This is a genomic window from Rhodobacter sp. CZR27 (genome assembly GCF_002407205.1).
Classification (GTDB): Bacteria; Pseudomonadota; Alphaproteobacteria; order Rhodobacterales; family Rhodobacteraceae; genus Cereibacter_A.
Genome location: NZ_CP023548.1, coordinates 1,474,688 through 1,495,011 on the forward strand (window position 1 = coordinate 1,474,688; position 20,324 = coordinate 1,495,011).

General features: G+C 67.8%; 19 protein-coding genes. 8 read left to right on the forward strand and 11 right to left on the reverse strand.

Going from position 1 to position 20,324, the window contains the following annotated elements:
- Nucleotides 1-232 precede the first annotated feature (232 nt).
- Together CK951_RS07195 and CK951_RS07200 are read left to right on the forward strand one after the other, a co-directional pair.
- Nucleotides 233-817: a TRAP transporter small permease subunit gene (locus tag CK951_RS07195; protein WP_096785499.1), complete on the forward strand. Its 585-nt coding sequence runs from the start codon at nucleotides 233-235 to the stop codon at nucleotides 815-817.
- Nucleotides 814-2,832: a TRAP transporter large permease subunit gene (locus tag CK951_RS07200; RefSeq protein WP_096785500.1), complete on the forward strand. Its 2,019-nt coding sequence runs from the start codon at nucleotides 814-816 to the stop codon at nucleotides 2,830-2,832. Before CK951_RS07195 ends, CK951_RS07200 begins: the two co-directional genes overlap by 4 nt.
- A 135-nt stretch (nucleotides 2,833-2,967) precedes the next feature.
- Here the strand turns inward: CK951_RS07200 and CK951_RS07205 are convergent, their stop codons facing one another.
- The 8 genes from CK951_RS07205 to CK951_RS07240 form a co-directional block, all read right to left on the reverse strand.
- Nucleotides 2,968-4,065 (reverse strand): TRAP transporter substrate-binding protein, encoded by a 1,098-nt coding sequence (locus tag CK951_RS07205; protein WP_096785501.1) that lies wholly within the window; start codon nucleotides 4,063-4,065, stop codon nucleotides 2,968-2,970.
- Nucleotides 4,066-4,320: 255 nt separating this feature from the next.
- Nucleotides 4,321-5,754, reverse strand: coding sequence for a mannitol dehydrogenase family protein (locus CK951_RS07210; RefSeq protein ID WP_096785502.1), 1,434 nt, complete (start codon nucleotides 5,752-5,754; stop codon nucleotides 4,321-4,323).
- Between the two features lie 190 nt (nucleotides 5,755-5,944).
- The gene (locus CK951_RS07215) at nucleotides 5,945-6,943 is read right to left on the reverse strand and encodes an ABC transporter ATP-binding protein (protein ID WP_096785503.1); all 999 of its coding nucleotides are present in this window, start codon (nucleotides 6,941-6,943) and stop codon (nucleotides 5,945-5,947) included.
- Between the two features lie 28 nt (nucleotides 6,944-6,971).
- Nucleotides 6,972-7,802 carry a carbohydrate ABC transporter permease gene (locus tag CK951_RS07220; RefSeq protein ID WP_096785504.1) on the reverse strand — a complete coding sequence of 277 codons (831 nt, stop codon included), beginning with the start codon at nucleotides 7,800-7,802 and terminating at the stop codon, nucleotides 6,972-6,974.
- A 1-nt stretch (nucleotide 7,803) separates the two neighbouring features.
- On the reverse strand, nucleotides 7,804-8,676 hold the full coding sequence (locus CK951_RS07225) for a carbohydrate ABC transporter permease (RefSeq protein WP_096785505.1): 873 nt from the start codon (nucleotides 8,674-8,676) through the stop codon (nucleotides 7,804-7,806).
- A gap of 80 nt (nucleotides 8,677-8,756) precedes the next feature.
- Nucleotides 8,757-10,067 carry a sugar ABC transporter substrate-binding protein gene (locus CK951_RS07230; RefSeq protein WP_096785506.1) on the reverse strand — a complete coding sequence of 437 codons (1,311 nt, stop codon included), beginning with the start codon at nucleotides 10,065-10,067 and terminating at the stop codon, nucleotides 8,757-8,759.
- Nucleotides 10,068-10,174: 107 nt separating this feature from the next.
- Nucleotides 10,175-11,128, reverse strand: coding sequence for a sugar-binding transcriptional regulator (locus CK951_RS07235; RefSeq protein ID WP_096785507.1), 954 nt, complete (start codon nucleotides 11,126-11,128; stop codon nucleotides 10,175-10,177).
- Entirely contained in the window at nucleotides 11,125-11,811 is a 687-nt protein-coding gene (locus CK951_RS07240) for an HAD family phosphatase (RefSeq protein WP_096785508.1), read from the reverse strand. The genes CK951_RS07235 and CK951_RS07240 overlap by 4 nt, the downstream gene beginning before the upstream one ends.
- 188 nt (nucleotides 11,812-11,999) lie before the next feature.
- Between CK951_RS07240 and CK951_RS07245 the strand changes: the two genes are divergently transcribed.
- Nucleotides 12,000-12,500, forward strand: a complete 501-nt coding sequence (locus CK951_RS07245) for a ferritin-like domain-containing protein (protein WP_096785509.1) — start codon at nucleotides 12,000-12,002, stop codon at nucleotides 12,498-12,500.
- A gap of 318 nt (nucleotides 12,501-12,818) precedes the next feature.
- Here the strand turns inward: CK951_RS07245 and CK951_RS07250 are convergent, their stop codons facing one another.
- Together CK951_RS07250 and CK951_RS07255 are read right to left on the reverse strand one after the other, a co-directional pair.
- A complete protein-coding gene (locus CK951_RS07250) occupies nucleotides 12,819-13,505 on the reverse strand; it encodes a hypothetical protein (RefSeq protein ID WP_096785510.1) in 687 nt (228 codons plus the stop codon).
- A 52-nt stretch (nucleotides 13,506-13,557) separates the two neighbouring features.
- The gene (locus CK951_RS07255; protein WP_096785511.1) at nucleotides 13,558-14,190 is read right to left on the reverse strand and encodes a response regulator transcription factor; all 633 of its coding nucleotides are present in this window, start codon (nucleotides 14,188-14,190) and stop codon (nucleotides 13,558-13,560) included.
- 285 nt (nucleotides 14,191-14,475) lie between these two features.
- Between CK951_RS07255 and CK951_RS07260 the strand changes: the two genes are divergently transcribed.
- Nucleotides 14,476-15,015, forward strand: coding sequence for a molybdopterin-dependent oxidoreductase (locus CK951_RS07260; protein ID WP_096785512.1), 540 nt, complete (start codon nucleotides 14,476-14,478; stop codon nucleotides 15,013-15,015).
- Nucleotides 15,016-15,068: 53 nt separating this feature from the next.
- Nucleotides 15,069-17,672, forward strand: a complete 2,604-nt coding sequence (locus CK951_RS07265; protein WP_096785513.1) for a response regulator — start codon at nucleotides 15,069-15,071, stop codon at nucleotides 17,670-17,672.
- Between the two features lie 25 nt (nucleotides 17,673-17,697).
- On the opposite strand, the gene CK951_RS21895 is transcribed toward CK951_RS07265, so the two are convergent.
- Entirely contained in the window at nucleotides 17,698-18,744 is a 1,047-nt protein-coding gene (locus tag CK951_RS21895; RefSeq protein WP_096785514.1) for a hypothetical protein, read from the reverse strand.
- A gap of 89 nt (nucleotides 18,745-18,833) precedes the next feature.
- Between CK951_RS21895 and flgB the strand changes: the two genes are divergently transcribed.
- Genes flgB through CK951_RS07285 form a run of 3 tightly spaced genes read left to right on the forward strand, consistent with a single transcriptional unit; the run spans nucleotide 18,834 to nucleotide 20,309 of the window.
- Complete coding sequence (gene flgB / locus CK951_RS07275) at nucleotides 18,834-19,226, forward strand: flagellar basal body rod protein FlgB (RefSeq protein ID WP_096785515.1); 393 nt, start codon at nucleotides 18,834-18,836, stop codon at nucleotides 19,224-19,226.
- On the forward strand, nucleotides 19,226-19,642 hold the full coding sequence (flgC, locus tag CK951_RS07280; RefSeq protein WP_096785516.1) for a flagellar basal body rod protein FlgC: 417 nt from the start codon (nucleotides 19,226-19,228) through the stop codon (nucleotides 19,640-19,642). The genes flgB and flgC overlap by 1 nt, the downstream gene beginning before the upstream one ends.
- Nucleotide 19,643: 1 nt before the next feature.
- On the forward strand, nucleotides 19,644-20,309 hold the full coding sequence (locus tag CK951_RS07285) for a flagellar hook assembly protein FlgD (protein ID WP_096785517.1): 666 nt from the start codon (nucleotides 19,644-19,646) through the stop codon (nucleotides 20,307-20,309).
- Nucleotides 20,310-20,324: the final 15 nt, after the last annotated feature.

Here is a 20,324-nt window from a genome sequence, read left to right on the forward strand (position 1 = left end):
CCAAAGTGCCGCGGGTCGGCAGGCCGCGAATCGGATGCCCTGCTGCGGGCGGCCTGCCCATCCGCTGGGCGTCGCGGCGGCTGGCAGCCGGGTCCTGCGGAAATTGCGGCTTTCCGAAGGGCGCTTTGCCCCTCGGGGCCCGGTCGGCTCATTGACGCATGCAGGACGCTCGGACATAGGTAACCCGCAGGAGCCGGCACTTTTCCAAGAACGATACCGGGAGGGGAAGACTATGGGAGGGCTACTCGGCCTGTCGCGGTTGATCGACCGCATGAACGAGTTCATCGGACGGGGGGTGGCGTGGCTCATCCTGATCGCCATCTTCATCAGCGCGGGCAATGCCACGGTGAGAAAGGTGCTCAACACCTCGTCGAACTCGTGGCTCGAGCTTCAGTGGTATCTGTTCGGCGCGGCCTTCCTGTTCGCCGCCGCCTACACGCTGAAGCAGAACGAGCATATTCGCATCGACATCGTCTACGGGCTGTTCCCGCGTCGCGTCCAGCACTGGATCGACCTGTTCGGGCATGTCTTCTTCCTGATGCCCTTCGTGGTGCTGATGATCGTCTACCTCGGCCCCTATGTCCGGCGGTCCTTCATGAACGGCGAGGTCTCCACCAACGCCGGCGGGCTGGTGATCTGGCCGGCCAAGGCGCTGCTGCTGATCGGCTTCCTTTTGCTCGCACTGCAGGGCATTTCCGAAATCATCAAGAAGATCGCGGTGATGCGGGGCGTCATTCCCGATCCGACCCCCTTCGTCTCGGCCCATGAGGCAGCCGAGCGGGAAGGCGAGCTTCTTGCCGGCGAGGTGAAGAAATGATGGAATTCATCGCGGTGAACATGGCGCCGATCATGTTCGCCTCGCTCGTCGTGTTCCTGCTGCTGGGCTATCCCGTGGCCTTCGCACTGGCGGCGAACGGGCTGCTCTTCTTCTTCATCGGCGTGGAACTCGCGCCGCTGTCGGAAGGCACGATCACGCTGGGCTGGAACCTGCTTGGCACCATGCCGGACCGGTTCTGGGGGGTGCTGTCCAACGAGACATTGCTGGCCATCCCCTTCTTCACCTTCATGGGCATCGTGCTGGAGCGATCCGGCATGGCCGAGGATCTTCTCGACACGATCGGACAGCTGTTCGGGCCGATCCGGGGCGGCCTGGCATATGCGGTGATCATCGTGGGCGCGCTGCTCGCGGCCACCACGGGTGTTGTCGCGGCCTCGGTGATCGCGATGGGGCTGATCTCGCTGCCGATCATGCTGCGCTACGGCTATGACCGCAGGCTCGCCTCGGGCGTGATCGCGGCCTCGGGGACGCTGGCGCAGATCATCCCGCCCAGCCTCGTGCTGATCGTGCTGGCCGACCAGCTCGGCCGGTCGGTGGGCGACATGTACAAGGCGGCGCTGATCCCGGGGCTGGTGCTGACCGGCATCTACATGGGCTATGTGCTGGTGATGTCGATCCTGCGTCCGCAGTCGATGCCGGCGCTGCCGCTCGAGGCGCGCACGCTGGGCTCGGGTGTCACGTCGCTTTTCGTCGCTTTGGCAGTCGCTGCGGGCATCGCCTACGGCGCGCATGTCTGGCTGTCCGAAAGCCAGGGGTCGCAGAACGCCGACGTGCTGGGGGCGACGGCGGGGATCGTGACGATCTACATCGCCGCCATCATCGACCGGGCCACCGGCAGCCATCTGATGTCGCGGCTGGCGCAGCAGGTGATCATCGTGCTGATCCCGCCGCTTGCGCTGATCTTCCTCGTGCTCGGCACCATCTTCCTCGGCATCGCCACCCCGACCGAGGGCGGCGCGATGGGCGCGGTTGGCGCGCTGCTGCTGGCGGCGGTGAAGGGCCGGCTGAACATGGGGGTCGTCACGCAGGCGCTGGCCTCGACCACGCGGCTCTCGGCCTTCGTGATGTTCATCCTGCTTGGCGCACGGGTGTTCTCGCTGACCTTCTACGGCGTGAACGGGCACATCTGGGTCGAGCATCTGCTGACCTCGCTGCCGGGGGGCGAATACGGCTTCCTGATCGCGGTCTCGCTCCTCGTTTTCCTGCTGGCCTTCTTCCTCGACTTCTTCGAGCTGGCCTTCATCATCGTGCCGCTGCTGGCGCCGGCGGCCGAGGCGCTGGGGATCGACCTGATCTGGTTCGGGATCATCCTCGGGGTGAACATGCAGACCTCGTTCATGCACCCGCCATTCGGCTTCGCGCTGTTCTACCTGCGTTCGGTGGCGCCGCGGTCCTCCTATGTCGATCCGGTGACCAAGGCACGCATGGCGCCGGTGACGACGGGGCAGATCTACTGGGGGGCCGTTCCCTTCGTCTGCATCCAGATCGTGATGGTGGCGCTGGTGATCCTGTTCCCGCAGATGGTCATGCACTACAAGGGCGCGCCGGTGGACACGAAGAACGTGACCATCACCCTGCCGCAGATGCCGGGACTGGGCGGCGGTCTCGGCGGCGGACTGGGGGGCGGCCTGGGCGGTCCGGGTGCCCTGCCGGCTCCGGGCGCGGGCGGGCTGGGGACGCCGCCGGGCCTTGCGCCTCCGGCTCCCGGTGGTCTCGGCACGCCTCCGGGCCTCGCGCCTCCCGCTCCGGGCGGGCTGGGCACGCCTCCGGGCCTTGCGCCTCCGGCTCCCGGTGGTCCCGGCACGCCTCCGGGCTTGGCGCCTCCGGCGCCCGGTGGCCTCGGCACCCCGCCCGGTCTTGCGCCTCCGGCGCCCGGAGGGGCAGGAACCGCGCCCGGCACCCCGGCCGCGCCCGCGCCGGCACCAGAGGGGGCTCCGCAGGGGCTTGCGCCAGGTGGAGTGCCGCCGGGCCTGGCCCCGCCAGCTGCGAACTGAGGCAGCGGCGGCGCCTGCGGGTGCCGCCGTTCCACTATGCCCCCGCGGCTTCTGCGCGCCTTTCGCCCGAACCCGGAACGAAAAGACCCCGGAGCCATCGCTCCGGGGTCTTTCCTTTCGTGATCGGCGCAGGGCTCAGAGCTTCTGGGCGTTCTGCTGGACCATCATGAAGGTGTCGTAGTTGTACTCGGCGATCTGCGCCCAGGTGTAGTGGTCCGAGCGGAACGCCTTGATCGAGTCCCAGATCTTCTTGAAGGCCGGGTTCGTGGCTTCCATCTCGGCATAGACCGCATTGGCCGCGTCAAAGCAGGCGTTCAGGATCTCGGCGCTGAACGGCCGAAGCTGGGTGCCCTGCGCGACAAGCGCCTTGATGGCGGTCGGGTTCTTCCAGTCGTACATCTGCAGCATGTTGGCATCGGCGGCCTGGCTCGCCGTGCGCAGCAGCGCCTGATACGAGGCGGGCAGGCCCTCGTAGGCCGCCTTGTTGAACATGAAGTGGACTGTCGGGCCGCCTTCCCACCAGCCGGGATAGTAGTAGTAGGGCGCGACCTTGAAGAAGCCGAGCTTCTCGTCGTCATAGGGGCCGACCCACTCGGTCGCGTCGATGGTGCCCTTCTCCAGCGCGGGGTAGATGTCGCCGCCGGCGATCTGCTGCGGCACGACGCCCAGACGCTCCATCACCTTGCCGGCAAAGCCGCCGACCCGCATCTTCAGGCCCTGCATGTCGGCCACGGTGTTGATCTCGCGCCGGAACCAGCCGCCCATCTGCACGCCGGTGTTGCCGCCGGGGAAAGCCACGATGTTGTGCTGCGCGAGGAACTCGTTGTAGAGGTCGATCCCGCCGCCATGGTAGTGCCAGGCGTTGATCCCGCGCGCCGAAAGCGAGAAGGGCACCGCCGCCGCCACCGCGAAGGTCGGATCCTTGCCCCAGTAGTAGTAGCCGACCGTGTGGCAGGCCTCGACGGTGCCCTCTGTCACGGCGTCGGCCGCCTGCAGGCCCGGCACCAGTTCGCCGGCCGAGAAGACCTGGATCTGGAAGTTGCCGTCCGAGGCTTCGGAGACCATCTTCGACAGCACTTCCGCGCCGCCGAAGATCGTGTCGAGCGATTTCGGGAAGGACGAGGTGAGCCGCCACGTCACCTTCGGCGCGGTCTGGGCGAGGGCGGGCGCCGCGAGTGCACCCGCAGCGGCACCTCCCACCGCGGCCGTGGTGATGAATGAACGTCGATCCATTGATTGATCCTCCCTTGATGGACGTGGCGCGTTTCCGCCCCCCGGCGGAACGCGCGCTGCGGGCAGCTTACACCGCCAACCGCCGCTGTCCAGAACTGAGGAGGCCCCGCGCGGAGCGACCCCTGCATTTCGCGGAAGTCGCGAAGGATCAAGGGCTTTGCCCGCTTTCCTGAGGAGGGCCGATGCATGCGGCGAAGGCAGTTGCCCAAGCCGCGGGCGCGGCTGCCGGGAAGGCCCGCGGCAGCCGGCAGGGCGTCAGGCGGCGAGGAACCGGCGCAGGACAGCCTCGGCGCCATCCTCCCAGACGGCGCGCAGGGCGGTGGCGAATTCGGCCACGAGCGCCTCGTTCCCGGCAAGGTCGCCATAGACCTCGGCCATTGCCAGCCACTCGGCAGGATCGGTCCGGGCGCGGTGTGCACGCTCCTGCAGGGCGGCCCAGTTCGGGTCGTTGGGCTCGACCACGAGGCCCGAATCCGTGGTGCCATAGCAGTAGCGGCACCAGAGCGCCGAGAGCAGCACCAGACCCTTCGGCATCGTGCCCTTCGCAAGGTTGTCCCGCAGCGAGGGCACGATGAACTTCGGCTGCCGGTTCGACCCGTCGAGGCAGAGCCTGCGCGTCGTGTCGGCGATCTCGGGGTTCGAGAAGCGGCTTTCGATCAGCTTGAGGTAGTCCGGGATGCTGGTGTCCGGCACCGGCGGCACGTGGGGCAGGATCTCCTCGACCTCGACCTTGTGCAGGAAGGCCGCGATCAGCGGATGCGCCATGGCCTCGTGCACCAGCAGGATGTCCATCAGCGCCGAGGGATAGGCGATGACGGCATGGCCGCCGTTCAGGATGCGGATCTTCATCGCCTCGTAGGCGTGGACATGCGGGGTGAAGGTCACGCCCACCTTCTCGAGCAGGGGGCGCCCGGCGGGGAAGTTGTCCTCGATCACCCACTGCCGGAACGGCTCGCAGGTTACGGGCACGGGATCGTTCAGGCCGAAGCCCTGCGCCAGCTCGCGCTCGTGCGGGCCGGTGGCGGGGGTGATGCGGTCCACCATGCCGTTGGGGAAGGCGACATGGGTCTTCACCCAGCCGGCAAGATCGGCGTCGAACAGTTCGGCCAGCCCCACGACTGCGTTGCGCGTGACGTGGCCGTTGCCGGGAAGGTTGTCGCAGGACATGACGGTGAAGGGCGCGACACCCGCGGCGCGGCGGTTCTTCAGTGCGGCGAGGATGGCGCCGAAGGCCGTCGCCGGAGCCGAGGGATGCGCAGCGTCCGCCACGATGTCCGGGTGGGTCGGGTCGAACTCTCCGGTGGCATCGACGTAATAGCCGCCCTCGGTCACCGTCAGCGACACGATGCGGATGCGGGGATGGGACATGGCCTCGATCAGCGCGGCATTGTCCGGCTCGACCGGCAGGAAGCCGATCATCGCGCCGATCTGGCGCGCGCGGTGGCCGGCGGGGTCCAGCTCGATCACGGTGGACAGGTTGTCCTGCTCCGCCAGCGCCTCGCGCATCCGGGCATCGGTCGGGCGCACGCCCGCGCCGAGGATGGCCCAGTCGTGGCACTGGCCCAGCGCAAAGAGATCGTCGAGATAGACGGCCTGATGCGCGCGGTGGAAGTTGCCCACGCCGATGTGGACGATGCCGGGGGCGAGGGTGCTGCGGTCATAGGCCGGGCGGGCGACGGTGCGGGTCATGGATTACCTCGGTCAGGCAGAAGGGCCGACCGGACAGTCCGGTGCGGCGGGAGTGGCGGGGCGGATGCGGAACCTGGCGAGGCGCGGGGCCTCGGCTTGCCCGATGTCCGTCGGAAGCAATGGGTGCCCGGGCGGCAGGAATGCGGCGCGCGGCGCCCGGGACGGGGCGATCCCGGGGGGCCGGCGCATGTCAGAGCGCCCTGCCGTCCGGGCCGAAACGATGGATCTTGTCGGGCTGCGGCGTCAGGAAGATCCGGTCGCCGTGGTGCACGCCGAACTCGCCGCCGGCCCTGACGGTGATCGTGGGCATCCCTGCGACATGGACATGCAGGAAGGTGTCCGAGCCCAGATGCTCCGACACGCCGACCTCGCCCGGCCAGTCGCCGCCCTCGCGCGAGATGCTGATGTGCTCGGGGCGCACGCCGATGGTGGTGGCGTTGCGCTTCGCCGCCTCCGGCCCCTCGATCAGGTTCATCTTCGGGCTGCCGATGAAGCCCGCGACGAAGAGGTTCGCCGGATCGCGGTAGAGGGTGAGGGGGCTGCCCACCTGCTCGATCCTGCCCGCATTCAGCACCACGATCTTGTCGGCCATGGTCATGGCCTCGACCTGGTCGTGGGTCACGTAGATCATCGTGGTCTTCAGCGTCTGGTGAAGCTCGGTGATCTCGAGCCGCATGTTCACGCGCAGCGCCGCATCGAGGTTCGACAGCGGCTCGTCGAACAGGAACGCCGCCGGTTCGCGCACGATGGCCCGCCCGATGGCGACGCGCTGGCGCTGGCCGCCTGACAGCTGGCCCGGTCGCCGGTCGAGATAGCTCGTCAGGTTCAGGATCTTTGCCGCGTTGTCGACGCGGCGGTCGATCTCGGCCTGCTCCATCTTCGCCATCTTGAGCGGGAAGGCGATGTTCTTCCTGACCGTCATGTGCGGATAGAGCGCATAGCTCTGGAACACCATGGCGAGGCCGCGCCTTGCTGGCGGCATCTCGGTCGCGTTGCGTCCGTCGATCAGGATATCGCCGCCCGAGACATCCTCGAGCCCCGCGATCAGCCGCAGTAGCGTGGACTTGCCGCAGCCCGAGGGACCGACGAAGACCACGAATTCGCCATCCTCGATGTCGAGATCGAGCGAGGGGATGACGATTGCCTCGCCGAACCGCTTCTGGACGTTGCGCAGGGTTATCTTGCCCATGGGAGCCTCATTTTGCCGCGCCGCCCCCTCACTTCACTGCACCGAAGGTCAGGCCGCGGACGAGTTGCTTCTGGCTGAACCAGCCGAGGATCAGGATCGGCGCGATGGCCATGGTCGAGGCGGCCGATAGCTTGGCGTAGAACAGGCCCTCCGGACTCGAATAGCTCGCGATGAACTGGGTGAGGGGGGCGGCCTTCGACGTCGTCAGCTGCAGCGTCCAGAACGCCTCGTTCCAGGCGAGGATGACGTTCAGAAGCAGCGTGGAAGCGATACCCGGCACGGCCATGGGCGTCAGGATGTAGAGGATCTCGGAACGAAGCGTCGCGCCGTCCATGCGCGCCGCCTCCAGGATCTCGCCCGGGATCTCCTTGAAGTAGGTGTAGAGCATCCAGATCACGATCGGCAGGTTGATGAGCGTGAGGATGCCCACGAGGCCCACGCGGGTGTCGAGCAGCCCGGTATCCCGGAACAGCAGATACATCGGGACGAGCACGCCCACCGCGGGCATCATCTTGGTGGAGAGCATCCACATCAGCACGTCCTTGGTCCGCTTGCCCGGCACGAAGGCCATGGCCCAGGCGGCCGGGATCGCGATGAGCAGCGCCACAAGGGTCGAGCCCAGCGAGATGATGACCGAGTTCATGAAGTGGCGCGCGTAGTTCGACCGCTCTTGCACCTCGTGATAACTCGCGAAGGTCCAGTCGGAGGCGAGCATGGAGAACGGCGCCTTGATGGCGTCGCCCTCGGTCTTGAAGCTCATCAGCACGGTCCAGAGGATCGGGAAGAAGATCAGGAACCCGACGGTCCAGGCGGCGGCAGTGACGAGGGCGGTGCGCCCGGTGGTGATGCGGCGTGACATGTCAGGCGTCCAGGTTCTTGCCGATCATGCGCATCAGGAAGATGGCAACGATGTTGGCGAGGATGACCGCGATGATCCCGCCTGCCGAGCCGCCGCCCACGTCGTAGTTCAGCAGCGACTGCGCATAGACGAGATAGGTGATGTTGGTGGAGGCCGTGCCGGGCCCGCCGTTCGTCGTCACGAGGATCTCGGCGAAGACGCCCAGCAGGAAGATGGTCTGGATCAGCACCACGACGGTGATCGCCCGCGTCAGGTGCGGCAGGGTGATGTAGACGAAGCGCGACCAGGCCGAGGCTCCGTCCATTTCGGCGGCCTCCATCTGCTCGCGGTCCAGCGACTGCAGCGCGGTCAGCAGGATGAGCGTCGCGAAGGGCAGCCACTGCCAGGCCACGATGCCGATGATCGACGCCAGAGGCGCATGGGCGAGGAAGTCGAAGGGCTGCAGTCCCATCGACTTGGCGACATGGGCGAACATGCCGTTCACCGGGTTCATGAACATGTTCTTCCAGACCAGCGCCGAGACGGTCGGCATCACGAAGAACGGCGCGATCACCAGGATCCGCACGATCCCCTGGCCCCACATCGGCTGGTCCAGCAGCAGCGCCAGAAGGATGCCGCCGACCACGGTGATCACCAGCACCCCCCCGACCAGCAGGATCGTGTTGGTCAGCGCCGCGAAGAAGGCGGGATCGGTCAGGAAGTAATAGTAATTGTCCCAGCCGGCGAAGCTTTCCATCCCCGGCATGAGGAGATTGTAGCGAAGGAAGCTGAAATAGAGCGTCATCGACAGCGGGACGATCATCCACAGGAAGAGAAGGATGACCGCCGGGGATATCATCAGACGCGCCGCAGTCCTGGAATGCTCGGTCGCCATGGAAGCCTCGGGGGCTGGAGCTGTTCGGAAGGAAAAGAACGCGGGCCGGAGTTCGGTTCCGGCCCGCGTGAGCAGTCAGCTCACTTGATGTAGCCGGCGCGCGTCATCTCGCGCGTCGTGAACTGCTGGGCGGCCGCAAGGGCCTGGTCTGCCGACATGGAACCCGCAAGAGCGGCCGAGAACTGCTGGCCGACGGCCGTGCCGATGCCCTGGAATTCGGGGATCGCCACGAACTGCACGCCGACATAGGGCACCTCGTCCACCGTGGGCCGGGTCGGATCGGCGGCGTTGATGCTTTCCAGCGTCATCTTGGCGAAGGGCACCTTGGCGTATTCCGGGTTCTCGTAGAGCGAGGTGCGGGTGCCCGGAGGCACGTTCGCCCAGCCCTCCTTGGAGGCCACAAGCTCGGCATATTCCTTCGAGGTCGCCCAGGCGATGAAGGTCTTGGCCGCCTCGATCTTCTGCGAGCCTGCCGGCACCGCAAGGTTCCAGGCCCAGAGCCAGTTGGCCCGCTTGCCCTTGCCGGTGTCCGGGGCAAGCGCGAAGCCCACCTTGTCGGCCACGGTCGAGGCCTTGGGATCGGTCACGAAGGACGCAGCCACCGTGGCGTCGATCCACATGCCGCACTTGCCCTGCTGGAAGAGCGCGAGGTTCTCGTTGAAGCCGTTGTTCGACGCGCCGGGCGGGCCGTAGTTCGTCATCATCTCAAGGTAGTCGGTCAGCGTGGCCTTCCAGGCCTCGCTGTCGAACTGGGGTTTCCAGTCCATGTCGAACCACTTCGCGCCGTAGCTGTTGGCCATGGCCGAGAGGAACGCCATATTCTCGCCCCAGCCAGCCTTGCCGCGCAGGCAGATGCCGTAGATCTCGGCATCCTTGTCGGTCATCTTGGCCGCGGCTTCCTTCACGAACTCCCAGGTGGGGGCGTCGGGCATGGTCAGCCCGGCCTTCTCCATCAGGTCCGTGCGATACATGATCATCGAGCTTTCGCCGTAGAAGGGCGCGGCATAAAGTTCGCCATCCACGGTCAGACCGTTGCGGATCGCCGGCAGAATGTCGTCGACGTCATATTCCGCCGGCAGGTCGTTGAGGCTGACGAGCCAGCCCTGCTTGCCCCAGATCGGAACCTCGTAGGTGCCGATGGTCAGCACGTCGAACTGCCCACCCTTGGTGGCGATGTCGGTCGTCACCTTCTGGCGCAGCACGTTCTCTTCCAGCGTGACCCACTCGACCTGGATGTCCGGGTTCTTGGCGTTGAACTCGGCCATCAGGCCCTGCATGCGGATCATGTCGCCGTTGTTCACGGTTGCGACGGTGATGGTTTCGGCGCCTGCAGCCGTCGAGATCGCAGCCACGGCGCACGCGCCCATCAGGGCGCGAAATCTGTCGGTCATCGGTGTCCTCCCTGGCCGCGCGCGTGAGCAATAGTTCGTGCGGCGAATAATTACTCACCGAGGCGCGGCAATGTGTCAATGATTTTCTGCCGCGGTTCTGTGCGAGGTCAGGCCAGAAGTGCCCGCGCCGTAAGCTCATCGGTAATCAGGCCGTTGAAAAGGTTGCCCTTCAGCCCGGCGGCAAGGGCGGCCAGCTTGCGGCGCCCGCCGGCAATGGCGATCACGGCCCGGTCGTCGGCCACATTCACGCGCACGCCCGCCACGCGCTGGTTGATGCTGGTCTCGAGATAGCGCCCGGCCGAGTCGTAGACCCAGCCCGCCACTTCCCCCACCGCGCCCAGGTCCTGCATCTCGCGCAGCTCGGCCTCGGTGATGAACCCGTCCTTCAGCAGGGGGGCGTCCTCGCCCATCTGGCCCACGCCCACGAAGGTCACGCCCGCGTTCCGCGCCAGCCGCAGCACCGACTGCACGGGCTTGAGCGAGTGGAACAGCTCGCGCTCCTCGGCGGTCTGGGCGATCACCGGCATAGGCATGGGATAATGCGGCGCGCGGATGCGGTCGGCGATCCGGAAGATCACGTCGTAATAGCTCGCCGAGCCGTCGGCCGAGATGTTGCCGTTCAGCGAGACGATCTTGTGATGCTCGCAGACCATCGAGGTCATCTCCTCGACGGTGGCGCGCAGGCTGCGGCCGGTGCCGAAGGCCACCACGGTGGGCTTTTCCGAGCGCAGCACCCGCTCGATCTCGGCGGCGGCGGTCGGCGCGATCGATGGCAGGGGATCGACCTCTGCCCCAAGGCTTGGCGCGACGCGGGCGAGCTTCAGGCCGAAGCGGCGGATCAGCGCCGCCTCGAGATCAAGGCAGGCCGACACCCGGTGTTCGAGTCGCACATGGATCAGCCGCTCTGATATCGCGCGGCTGACCAGCCGCTGCGCCCGCTGGCGCGAGGTTCCCAGCTCGCGCGCGATCTGGTCCTGCGTCAGCCCCGCCACGTAATAGAGCCAGCCCGCCCGCGCGGCGTCATCGAGCGGTGTGGGCTCGGAATCCGGACGGTCGATCATGGCTGGACCCCGCAACAGGTGCGGCGCAATCCGGGTGCGCCGTCGTAGAACCGGGCAAAGGAGTCGAAGTGACGGTGTGGCCGGGCCTCGGGCGGCTCGGCGCTTAAGGCGCCCCGGAAATGGCTGCCGCCGGTGAAGCGCCAGACCTGCATGCCCGCGCGCCGGGCGGCGATCACGCCGGCCTCGGTGTCCTCGATCACCAGGCAGCGCTCGGGTCTGACGCCCATGGTGCTCGCCGCCAGCAGGAACAGGTCGGGCTCGGGCTTGCCGCGCGCCACCTCGGCCGCGGTGAAGCACCGGCCGGCAAACAGCCCCGCAAGCCCGGTGATCTCGAGGGACCGGGCAAGGCGCTCGGGCGCGCTGGAGGTGGCGAGGCAGCAGGGCACGCCAAGCCCGCGCACCGCCTCGGCCGCGCCGGGCATCGCGCGAAGGTCGCGGTCGAAGACCTCGACCAGCCGCGTCCGGGCCTCGGCCTCGAAGGCGGCCGGGAGGATCACGCCGAACTGGCGTTCGACCACCTGCTGCACGACCGAGAAGCTGCGGCCGAGGAACCTGTCATGGACGAAGTCCTCGTCGACCTCCACGCCGACGCGGCGAAGCTCCTCGATCAGCGTCCTCACGGCGAGGACCTCCGAATCGACCAGAACCCCGTCGCAGTCGAAGATGACAAGCCCGATATCCATGCGCCGACCCTAGGCGAGCGCGGCTTGCGGAGTAAAGCGGCAAGATCGGCGGATCCGGCCCCTCCGAAAGGCGCGATCTGCGGGCGCGGCCGTGCGGTGCGGGAACAAATCCCGGCGGTGCCTGTTCGGGACCCGGCTTGGTCGCAGGCAAGCGGCCGAACATCGCGCCAACATGAAGGAGACAGTCTATGGCCTTGTTCTCGAAAGACATCCAGTCGATGGACGATCTTTACACCCACATGCTGCAGGACATCTACTACGCCGAGATGCAGATCGAGAAGGCTCTGCCGAAGATGATCGCGAAGGCGAGCGATGCCGCGCTCCGGCAGGGGTTCGAAAGCCATCTGGTCGAGACCCGCGGCCATGTGGAGCGGCTGGAGCAGGTGTTCTCGCTGCTCGGCCAGACGCCGAAGGGCGCGACCTGCCCGGCGATCGACGGCATCATCCAGGAAGCCAATGACGTGGCTGGCGACATCGCCGATGCCAATGTGCTCGATGCCGCGCTCGCTGCGGCGGCGCAGGCGGTGGAGCATTACGAGATGACGCGCTACGGCACGCTCATCGCCTGGTCGAAGGAACTGGGGCGCAGTGACGTGGCGCAGATCCTTGATCAGACGCTGACCGAGGAAAAGGCCGCCGACATGAAGCTGACGCAACTGGCGGAAGCCCGGCTGAACCGGGCCGCCTGACATCGGCGAAAAACCGGGTGGGCTGAACCGGAAGGACCCGAAACGGGCAAGTCCCGGGCCGGGCCGGCGGCTCATCAGGATCTGGAAAAGGGCGGCCGCCTGCGGGTGGTCGCCCTTTTCCCTACGGCGGCCGCAAGTCGCATCGGAGGCGTTCCGGCCGCACGGACCGGCGGAGCCGTTCCGGGCGGCCGCCGTGTCGCGGCTCCCTGCGCGCACGAGGCCGCTTTTCCGCATGTTGAACAGGAGCATGCCGTCGGCGGGCCCCTAAACGCGAGGCCGGCCCGGCGCTCCCGCGGTGGGCCAGAAGCGCTCGGGCCTTTACGCGCGCGAGGCCGGTGCCTCGCGCTGTCGCGGCATCGGATCGCGGTCGGGCAGGGGCATCGCGTCCACCCCCTCGCGCAGAAGGGCCGCGGCGTGGAAATAGACCAGCGCCCGCTCGCCCGACTTCGCCGCCAGCCAGCGCTCGGTGGAGAAGCGGCCCTCGATCACGAAGGGCTCCGCAGCCGAGCGCAGAAGCGCGGCGGGCGCCGTCGCGTCGTCGGTGGCGCCAAAATACTCCACCAGAAGGCCCGCCCGCACCTGCATGCCGCCGGTGACGCGCAGCGTGTGTCCCATCAGGTCGAAAGGCCGGGTCGGCAGGCCGCCGTCGCCGTGCTCGGCCACGCGCCGGGCAAAGATGGTCTGGTAGAGCGCGCAGAGGCAGATGAAGGCCTTGTCGCGCGCCTCGGCCTCGTCCCGGACGAAGGCGGGCAGCGAGGGAAACACCGCCTCGGTCTCCACCCCGTCGAGCAGGATGTCCACGATCCAGCCCTTTCCGGCCGGCATCAGGATCACCGCGCGGATGCGGCCTTCCTCGAGCGAGCCCGCCTCCTCGCGCACATAGGCGGTGGGGGGGAACCAGCGATTGTCGAGCAGGTAGTTGCTTCCCGCGCGCCTGCGCGCTTCGCCCGCCATTCCCGCAAGACACGCCGCGCCGTTGTCGAGTTCCACCGCGCTGTAGCCCATCACCGCTCCCTCCGCCGTTGCGGCGAGCCTTGCAAGAAGCGGGCCAGAGCCGTCAGATGATGCCGAGATTGCGCGCCGTCACCACCGCCTGCGTGCGGTTCGTCGCGCCGAGCTTCTTGCAGATCGACTTGACGTGCATCTTTATCGTGGGCTCGGCAAGGTTGAGGCCGTGCGCGATCTCCTTGTTCTGGCGGCCTTCCGCCAGATAGGACATCACCAGCATCTCCTTCTCGGTCAGGCGTCCGCCCGAGGTGTCGCCGGTCTGCCGCCGGTCGCGCGCCAGTTCGAGCGGCAGGTAGTGCTCGCCCGCGTACATGAAGCGGATGGCGTTGCCGAGGCTGCGCACCGGCGTGGTCTTCAGCACGATGCCCGAGGCGCCGGCGGCAAGGATCTCGTCCACCATGCGCGGGGTCGGATTCGAGGTCAGGATCGCCACCGGCTTGCCGGCGCTGAGCTTGATCGCCCGTGTCAACCCGGCCACGCCGTTCATGCCCGGCATGTTCAGGTCGAGCAGGGTGACGTCGAACGGGCCGTGCTCCCGGATGCGCTCCAGCGCCTCATCGAGGCTCTTGGCGGTCTTGACGGTCATCTCGGACGAGGCGGTCAGAAAGAGCGAGAACATCTCGACGACCATCTCGTGATCGTCCGCGATGAGAACGCTGAGCTTCTGAGGCATCTGGGTCATGGTCGGCTCGCTTCTGGCTTCCTCGCAGGCTTGCGGGGCGGTTCATTCATTCGAAGGAAGGTCCTCCAAAGTGAGGAACCAGCATCTCTAGGTTGCACACATCCGAAAAATTTGGGAAGAGACAAGTGGAATAGCAGCGATGCAGCCTCCCGCGCTCCCATCCTGACGATGGTCTGGCGAGGATATATCCGAAAGTATGTAAGCGCATGCTTAAGCCCTGATGTCTCGTTCAGGAAGCTCTGCTATTCGTTCCAGCCGAGACGTTCGTCGGAAGGGAGTCCAGACATGTCCGGCATTGCGAAGGGTTTCGTGACCGTCGGGCGTCGCGTCGGTGCCGCGGCGGGCCTTGTGGTCGCGCTGGCACTGCCGGCCCTGGCGCAGGACCTTTCCCCGCCCTCGGGCCAGCCCGTCCTGACCGTGGATGGCCCGATCCAGGTGACGAATGTGGCGGGCAAGGCGGTCTTCGACATGCGGATGCTGCAGGACATGCCGAAGATGAGCTACCGCACCAGCACGGTCTGGACGGACGGCGTGCTGGAGTTCACGGGCGTGCCGCTCAAGGCGCTGCTGGACCGGCTCGGCGCGGCCGAAGGGGTGTCGGTCTCGGCGAAGGCGATCAACGACTATGCCGTGGAGATCCCGGCCGACGCGATCACCGACGAGGCGCCGATCATCGCCTATCACATTGAAGGAGAGGAGTTTTCCCGTCGCGAGAAGGGTCCGCTGTGGGTCCTCTTCCCCTATGATGCGGACGAGAAGTATCGCACCGAGGTCACCTACGGGCGAAGCATCTGGCAACTCGACAGGCTGACCGTCTCGCAATGAACAGGGGGTCCCGACAACCGGGACAGGCCGAGCGGGAAACCGAAGTCAAGGCCATGTTCTCCGAAGCGCGCGACCACGCGCCCGGCGGGATATTCGAACGCTGGACCCGGCTGATCCTCGTCCTGGCGGTTGGTGTCTCGGCGCTGATCGGCGCCTTCTTCATCTTCTCCGACATCGACCACCAGCTCGAGGCGAACCGGGTCGCCCATCTCGACAACCGGACCTGGGTGCTCGCCCAGCTCGAGGTGGACGTGCTGAACTTCGCCTCGGCGGTGCAGATGGCGCAGCTGCACGGCGACGATCCGTCGCGACTCGATGCCCTGCGCCAGAAGTTCGACATCCTCTACAGCCGGGTGGACATCGTCCGCGATTCCGAGCCCGACACGATCGCCAAGCTCGCTTCCGAAGTGCTGCCGCGATTCGACCGCAAGCGCGGGTTCTTCGACCGGTGGATCCCGCTGATGGACGGCCCGGACGACCAGCTTCGCGCCGCCCTGCCGCGCCTGATCGCCGAGCTGGACGTCGAGACCGCCGTCGTGCGGGCCGGCGTGGTCGAGACGCTGAGCGACATCATGACGATGTCGGATTCGCACCGGGCAAACCTTCGCAACTCGTTGCAGACCTTCGCGCTTGCCTCGCTCGGCCTGCTGGCGCTGATGGCGATCCTGATCGTCATCGTGATCGTCCAGAGCAATGCGCGGCGCAGGCGCGGCGTGCTGCTGGAACGCTCCGTGCACAACCTGCGCGCGACCATCGAGTCCTCGCTCGATGCGGTGGTGGTGCTCGACCACATGGGTCGCGTGGTCGAATGCAACAAGTCGGCGCTGGACATGTTCCGCTGGCAGGACGATGCCGCGCGGGGCGCGAATTTCGTGGACTACATCCGGACCGACGACGCCGACGGCCTGCTGCGGCCGCAGCGGCGCGACGACGACGGCGACAGCGTGCCCTCGGGCACGGATGGGCGCATCACCATGATGGCGCAGCGCACCGACGGCTCGACCTTTCCGGTCGAAGTCAGCGTCGCCGAGGCGCAGGGCGCCTCGAAGGATCCGTTCTTCATCGCCTTCATCCGCGACATCTCGGAACGGCTGGAGCGCGAGGAGAGCCTGAAGAAGGCGCGCAACGACGCGCTGAAGGGCGAAGAGGCCAAGTCGCGCTTCCTTGCCGTGATGAGCCACGAGATGCGCACCCCTCTGAACGGGCTGATGGCGGCCTCGGACCTGCTGCAGACCTCGACCGAGCTGACCGAGCGGCAGCGCTGGCTGACCGACATCGTGGTCGGATGCGGCTCGGCGGCGCTCGATCAGGTGAACAACGTGCTCGAGCTCACCCGGCTGTCGGACCGCGACGGGGCGAGCTATTCCCGTTCGGTCTTCTCGCCGGTCGAGGTGATCGAGGGGCTGATCCGGCAGAACCAGCCGCAGGCGGCCAAGCGCGGGAACCGGCTCTGGTTCGCACCCCCGAAGGAGCCGCTGCCGCGGGTGATCGCGCAACGCCACCTGTTCCTGCGCGTCATGTACAACCTGATCGGCAATGCGATCAAGTTCACCGACAACGGCAAGATCTCGGTGGAGATGCTGTCGCGGCCGGGCGACGCGCCGGGCACGCTCGATCTGTGCATCCATGTGAATGACACCGGCATCGGCATCGCCGAAGAGCATCTGGAGACGATCTTCCGGAACTTCGAGACGCTCGACTCATCCTATGGCCGGATCCGCGAGGGCACGGGCCTCGGCCTTGGCATCGCGAAGCTCGCGGCCGAGACGATGGGCGGGCGCATCACCGTGCAGAGCAAGCTCGGCCTCGGCTCGGTCTTCACGCTGCACGTGTCCATGCCGGTCGCCGATGACGCGGAGGCCAGCGAGGACGAGCCGGACGAGGACGGCCTGCTGGTCAATGCGCAGGCCCGGTCGATCCTCGTGGCCGAGGACAATGCCATCAACCGCCAGCTTCTTGCCGAGATCCTGACCATGGCGGGCCACGAGGTCACGCTGGCCGAGGACGGGGCCGAAGCGGCGGAGGCTGCCACCGCACGGCGGTTCGACCTGATCCTGATGGACGTGAGCATGCCGCGCGTCGACGGGCTCGAGGCGACGCGGATGATCCGGCAGGGCGGGGCGTCGGCGCAGACGCCGATCGTCGGCGCGACCGCCCATGCCGATCCGGACCGCGTGCCGGAGTTTCTCGCCGCCGGCATGAACGATGTGCTGGTCAAGCCGATTACCCGGGTCGCGCTGTTCCGCGCGATCCAGATGCACACGGGTGACATCGAGGAGGCCGGAATGCTGGCGGAAGACGATACGACAGCGGAGGGTCTGCCGCTGATCGACCACGACCTGCGCGCCGACCTGATCGGCAACCTGGGGCATGACTACATCGCCGGCATGATCGACCGCGTGATGAACGAGGCGGGAGCGGCGCTGGCCGAGATGCGCCGGCTGCACGCGGCGGGCGAGCATGGCGCGGCCGCCAAGGTTGCGCATCGGACGGCGGGTGCCGCGGCCGCGGTGGGGCTCGTCGCGCTGCACCGCACCCTGTCGGGCTACGAGACGGCGACTGACAGCGCCGATACGGAAGCCGCCGGGGCGGCGCTGGAAAGCCTGCCGGAGACGCTCGAACGCACCGCCGCCGCGCTGCAGGCCGACGCGGCCTGAGCCGCCACACCCGGCCGTTCCCGCCTCACACCCCCGATCCGTCGGGCGTCGCAGGCTTCTTCGGGCGGCGAGTCCGGGGCTTGCGCGTCTTCGGCGCGGGGGTGACGGGTTCCGCAGCCTCCGTTTCGGCTTCCTGTGCCGGCTCGCCGAAGCCTTCGGGAAAGACCACCCGGAAAGGCTTGGCGGACGCCGGAGCAGCGGGTTCAGCGGCGGGCTCCGCGCCGTCATCCGGAAACACCACCTTGAAGGACCGGGCAGAAGCCGGACCCGCGGGGTCGGCGGAGGGTCCCGCATCGTCCTGCGGAAAGTCCACCCGGAATGACGGGGCCGGGGGCCTGGACTGCGCGAACCAGTCGTCGGCCTCCTCGCCCTCGTCCGGGAAGGTCACGACGAAGGGGGCTTTCGCAGCCGCCGCCGTCGCATCCGGGACGCCGAAGTCGGGCGATGTCCCATTGGCGCGGAGCCGCGGCGCCTCGTCATCACCCGCGTCGAGCCCGTCTTCGGCCCCCGGGGTCCCGTCGGCGCCCGGCTCCAGTTCCTCGGCGATGCCCGCCATCAGCAGCCGCGCCGCATCCTCGAGCGTGACCGAGAGCGCCGCGCCCTTCGGGAAGTGGCCGGGCCCGCGGGGGCCGTCCTCGGTCAGCCTGACGCGGGTCCAGCCACCCTCCGCGGGAACCGCCGGCTCCGGTTCGGGCGAAGGGGCGGGGGCGGGCGTGGGCGCCGGTGCCTCGGGGACATCGAACTCATCGAGCAGCGACATCATCGCGGAAAGATCCAGCGTCGGGATCACCAGCGGCTTCGGCGGCGGAGGAGGCGGGGGCGGCGGCGGCTCTGGCGCGGCCTCGACCACGGGCGGCGCGATGGGCAGGGGCGGCAGGACCTTCGCCCCGCGCAGGAGCGCCACCCGCGCCGCCAGGATCGCGCGCCGGGCGGCACCCGCGGCAGCCTCGGAATGCATCCGCTCCAGACAGGCAAGGGCGGTTGGCAGGTCGACTGCAGCAAGGGCCTCGAGAACGGCGCGGGCGGCCGCGTCGATGCGGGGATCGCGGGCAAGCTCCGGCGGGACGGTCATGGGTTTCTCCTCGCAAGGCCGGCATTTGGCATCCTCCTTGCAAGTCCCGGTCCAGATGCCGCCGCGGGTGGCGGGGAACGGAGGGCAAGGTGACGGTTTCGGGCTTGCGCGACCAGCTGGGGCTGCACGCGGATGCGCTCATCCTGCGCGAGACGCGGGGCAACCTGCTGACCTCGAACATCGCCAATGCGGCGACGCCGCACTACAAGGCGCGCGACCTCGATTTCGAGGCCGAGATGGCGCGGGCGGCCGGCAACGCCAGCCTGCGCACCAGCGACTCGCGCCATCTGGCGATGGGCGGGCCAGCTGCGTCCGGCGAGGCGCTCTATCGCGATCCGGTGACGCCTTCGCTTGACGGCAACACGGTCGAGATGGCCGTGGAACAGATGGAATTCTCCGAGAACACGCTGCGCTACCAGACCAGCCTCGCGCTGCTGAACCGCCGCATCTCGGGGCTGATGACGGCGATCAAGGGGGAATGATGAGCGGGATCGACAACGTCTTCGACGTAGGCGCAAGGGCGCTCTCGGCGCAGATGGTGCGGATGAACACCGTCGCCAGCAACCTTGCCAACGCGGGCACCGTGGCGGGCAGCGCCGAGGCGGCCTATCGCCCGCTGCGCCCGGTGTTCGAGACGGCCTTTGCCGAGGCGGCCGGGCAGACCGGCCTGTCCACCACCGACGTCGCCGGCGTCGTGAGCCTTGACCGCGAACCGGCGCGGGTCTTTCGCCCCGACCATCCGCAGGCCGACGCCGAGGGCTATGTCTTCGAGGCCGCCGTCTCGGTCGACGAGGAGATGGTCGAGATGATGGAGGCGAGCCGGCAGTATCAGAACACGCTCGAGGCCGTCTCGACCCTCCGGTCGCTGATGGCGCGCACCGCCAGCATGGGACAGTGACATGACCGCCATCGACCCCGCCACCTCTGCCGGGCTGGCCCTTCGGACCACGACGCGATCCACCGGCACCTCGAACCTCGGGCAGGAGGATTTCCTGAAGCTGCTCACCACGCAGTTGCAGAACCAGGACCCGTTCCAGCCGATGGAGAACGGCGAGTTCCTCGCGCAGATGGCCCAGTTCTCGACCGTCTCGGGGATCGAGCAGCTGAACGGAACGCTCAGCGGGATCGGCGCCAGCCTCGGCCAGTTCCGGGCGGCCAATGCCGCCTCGCTGATCGGGCGCAGCGTGCTGGTCGAGGGCACGCTGGTCCGCCCCGACGCGGACGGCGCCGCGCGTGGCTCGGCAAGCCTGACCGATCCGGCCGAGGCCGTGGTCGTGACCTATTCGAACAGCGTGACCGGAGAGCTGCTGCACAGCCAGACGCTCGGGCCGCAGCAGGCCGGCCCGGTCGCCTTCGGCTGGGACGAGCTGCCCGCCTCGCTCGTCAGTTCGCGCGTGCCCTTGCGGGTCAGCGTGACCGCCGCGACGGCGGAGGGTTCGCAGCCGCTCGCGCCTTCGGTCTATTCCCGCGTCCTTTCGGTCGGCACGGCCGCTGACGGCAGCGTCGTGCTCGAGGTCGAGGACAAGGGCACCGTTTCTGCCGAGACCATCACCTCCTTCCGCTGAACCAAGCCCCACGGA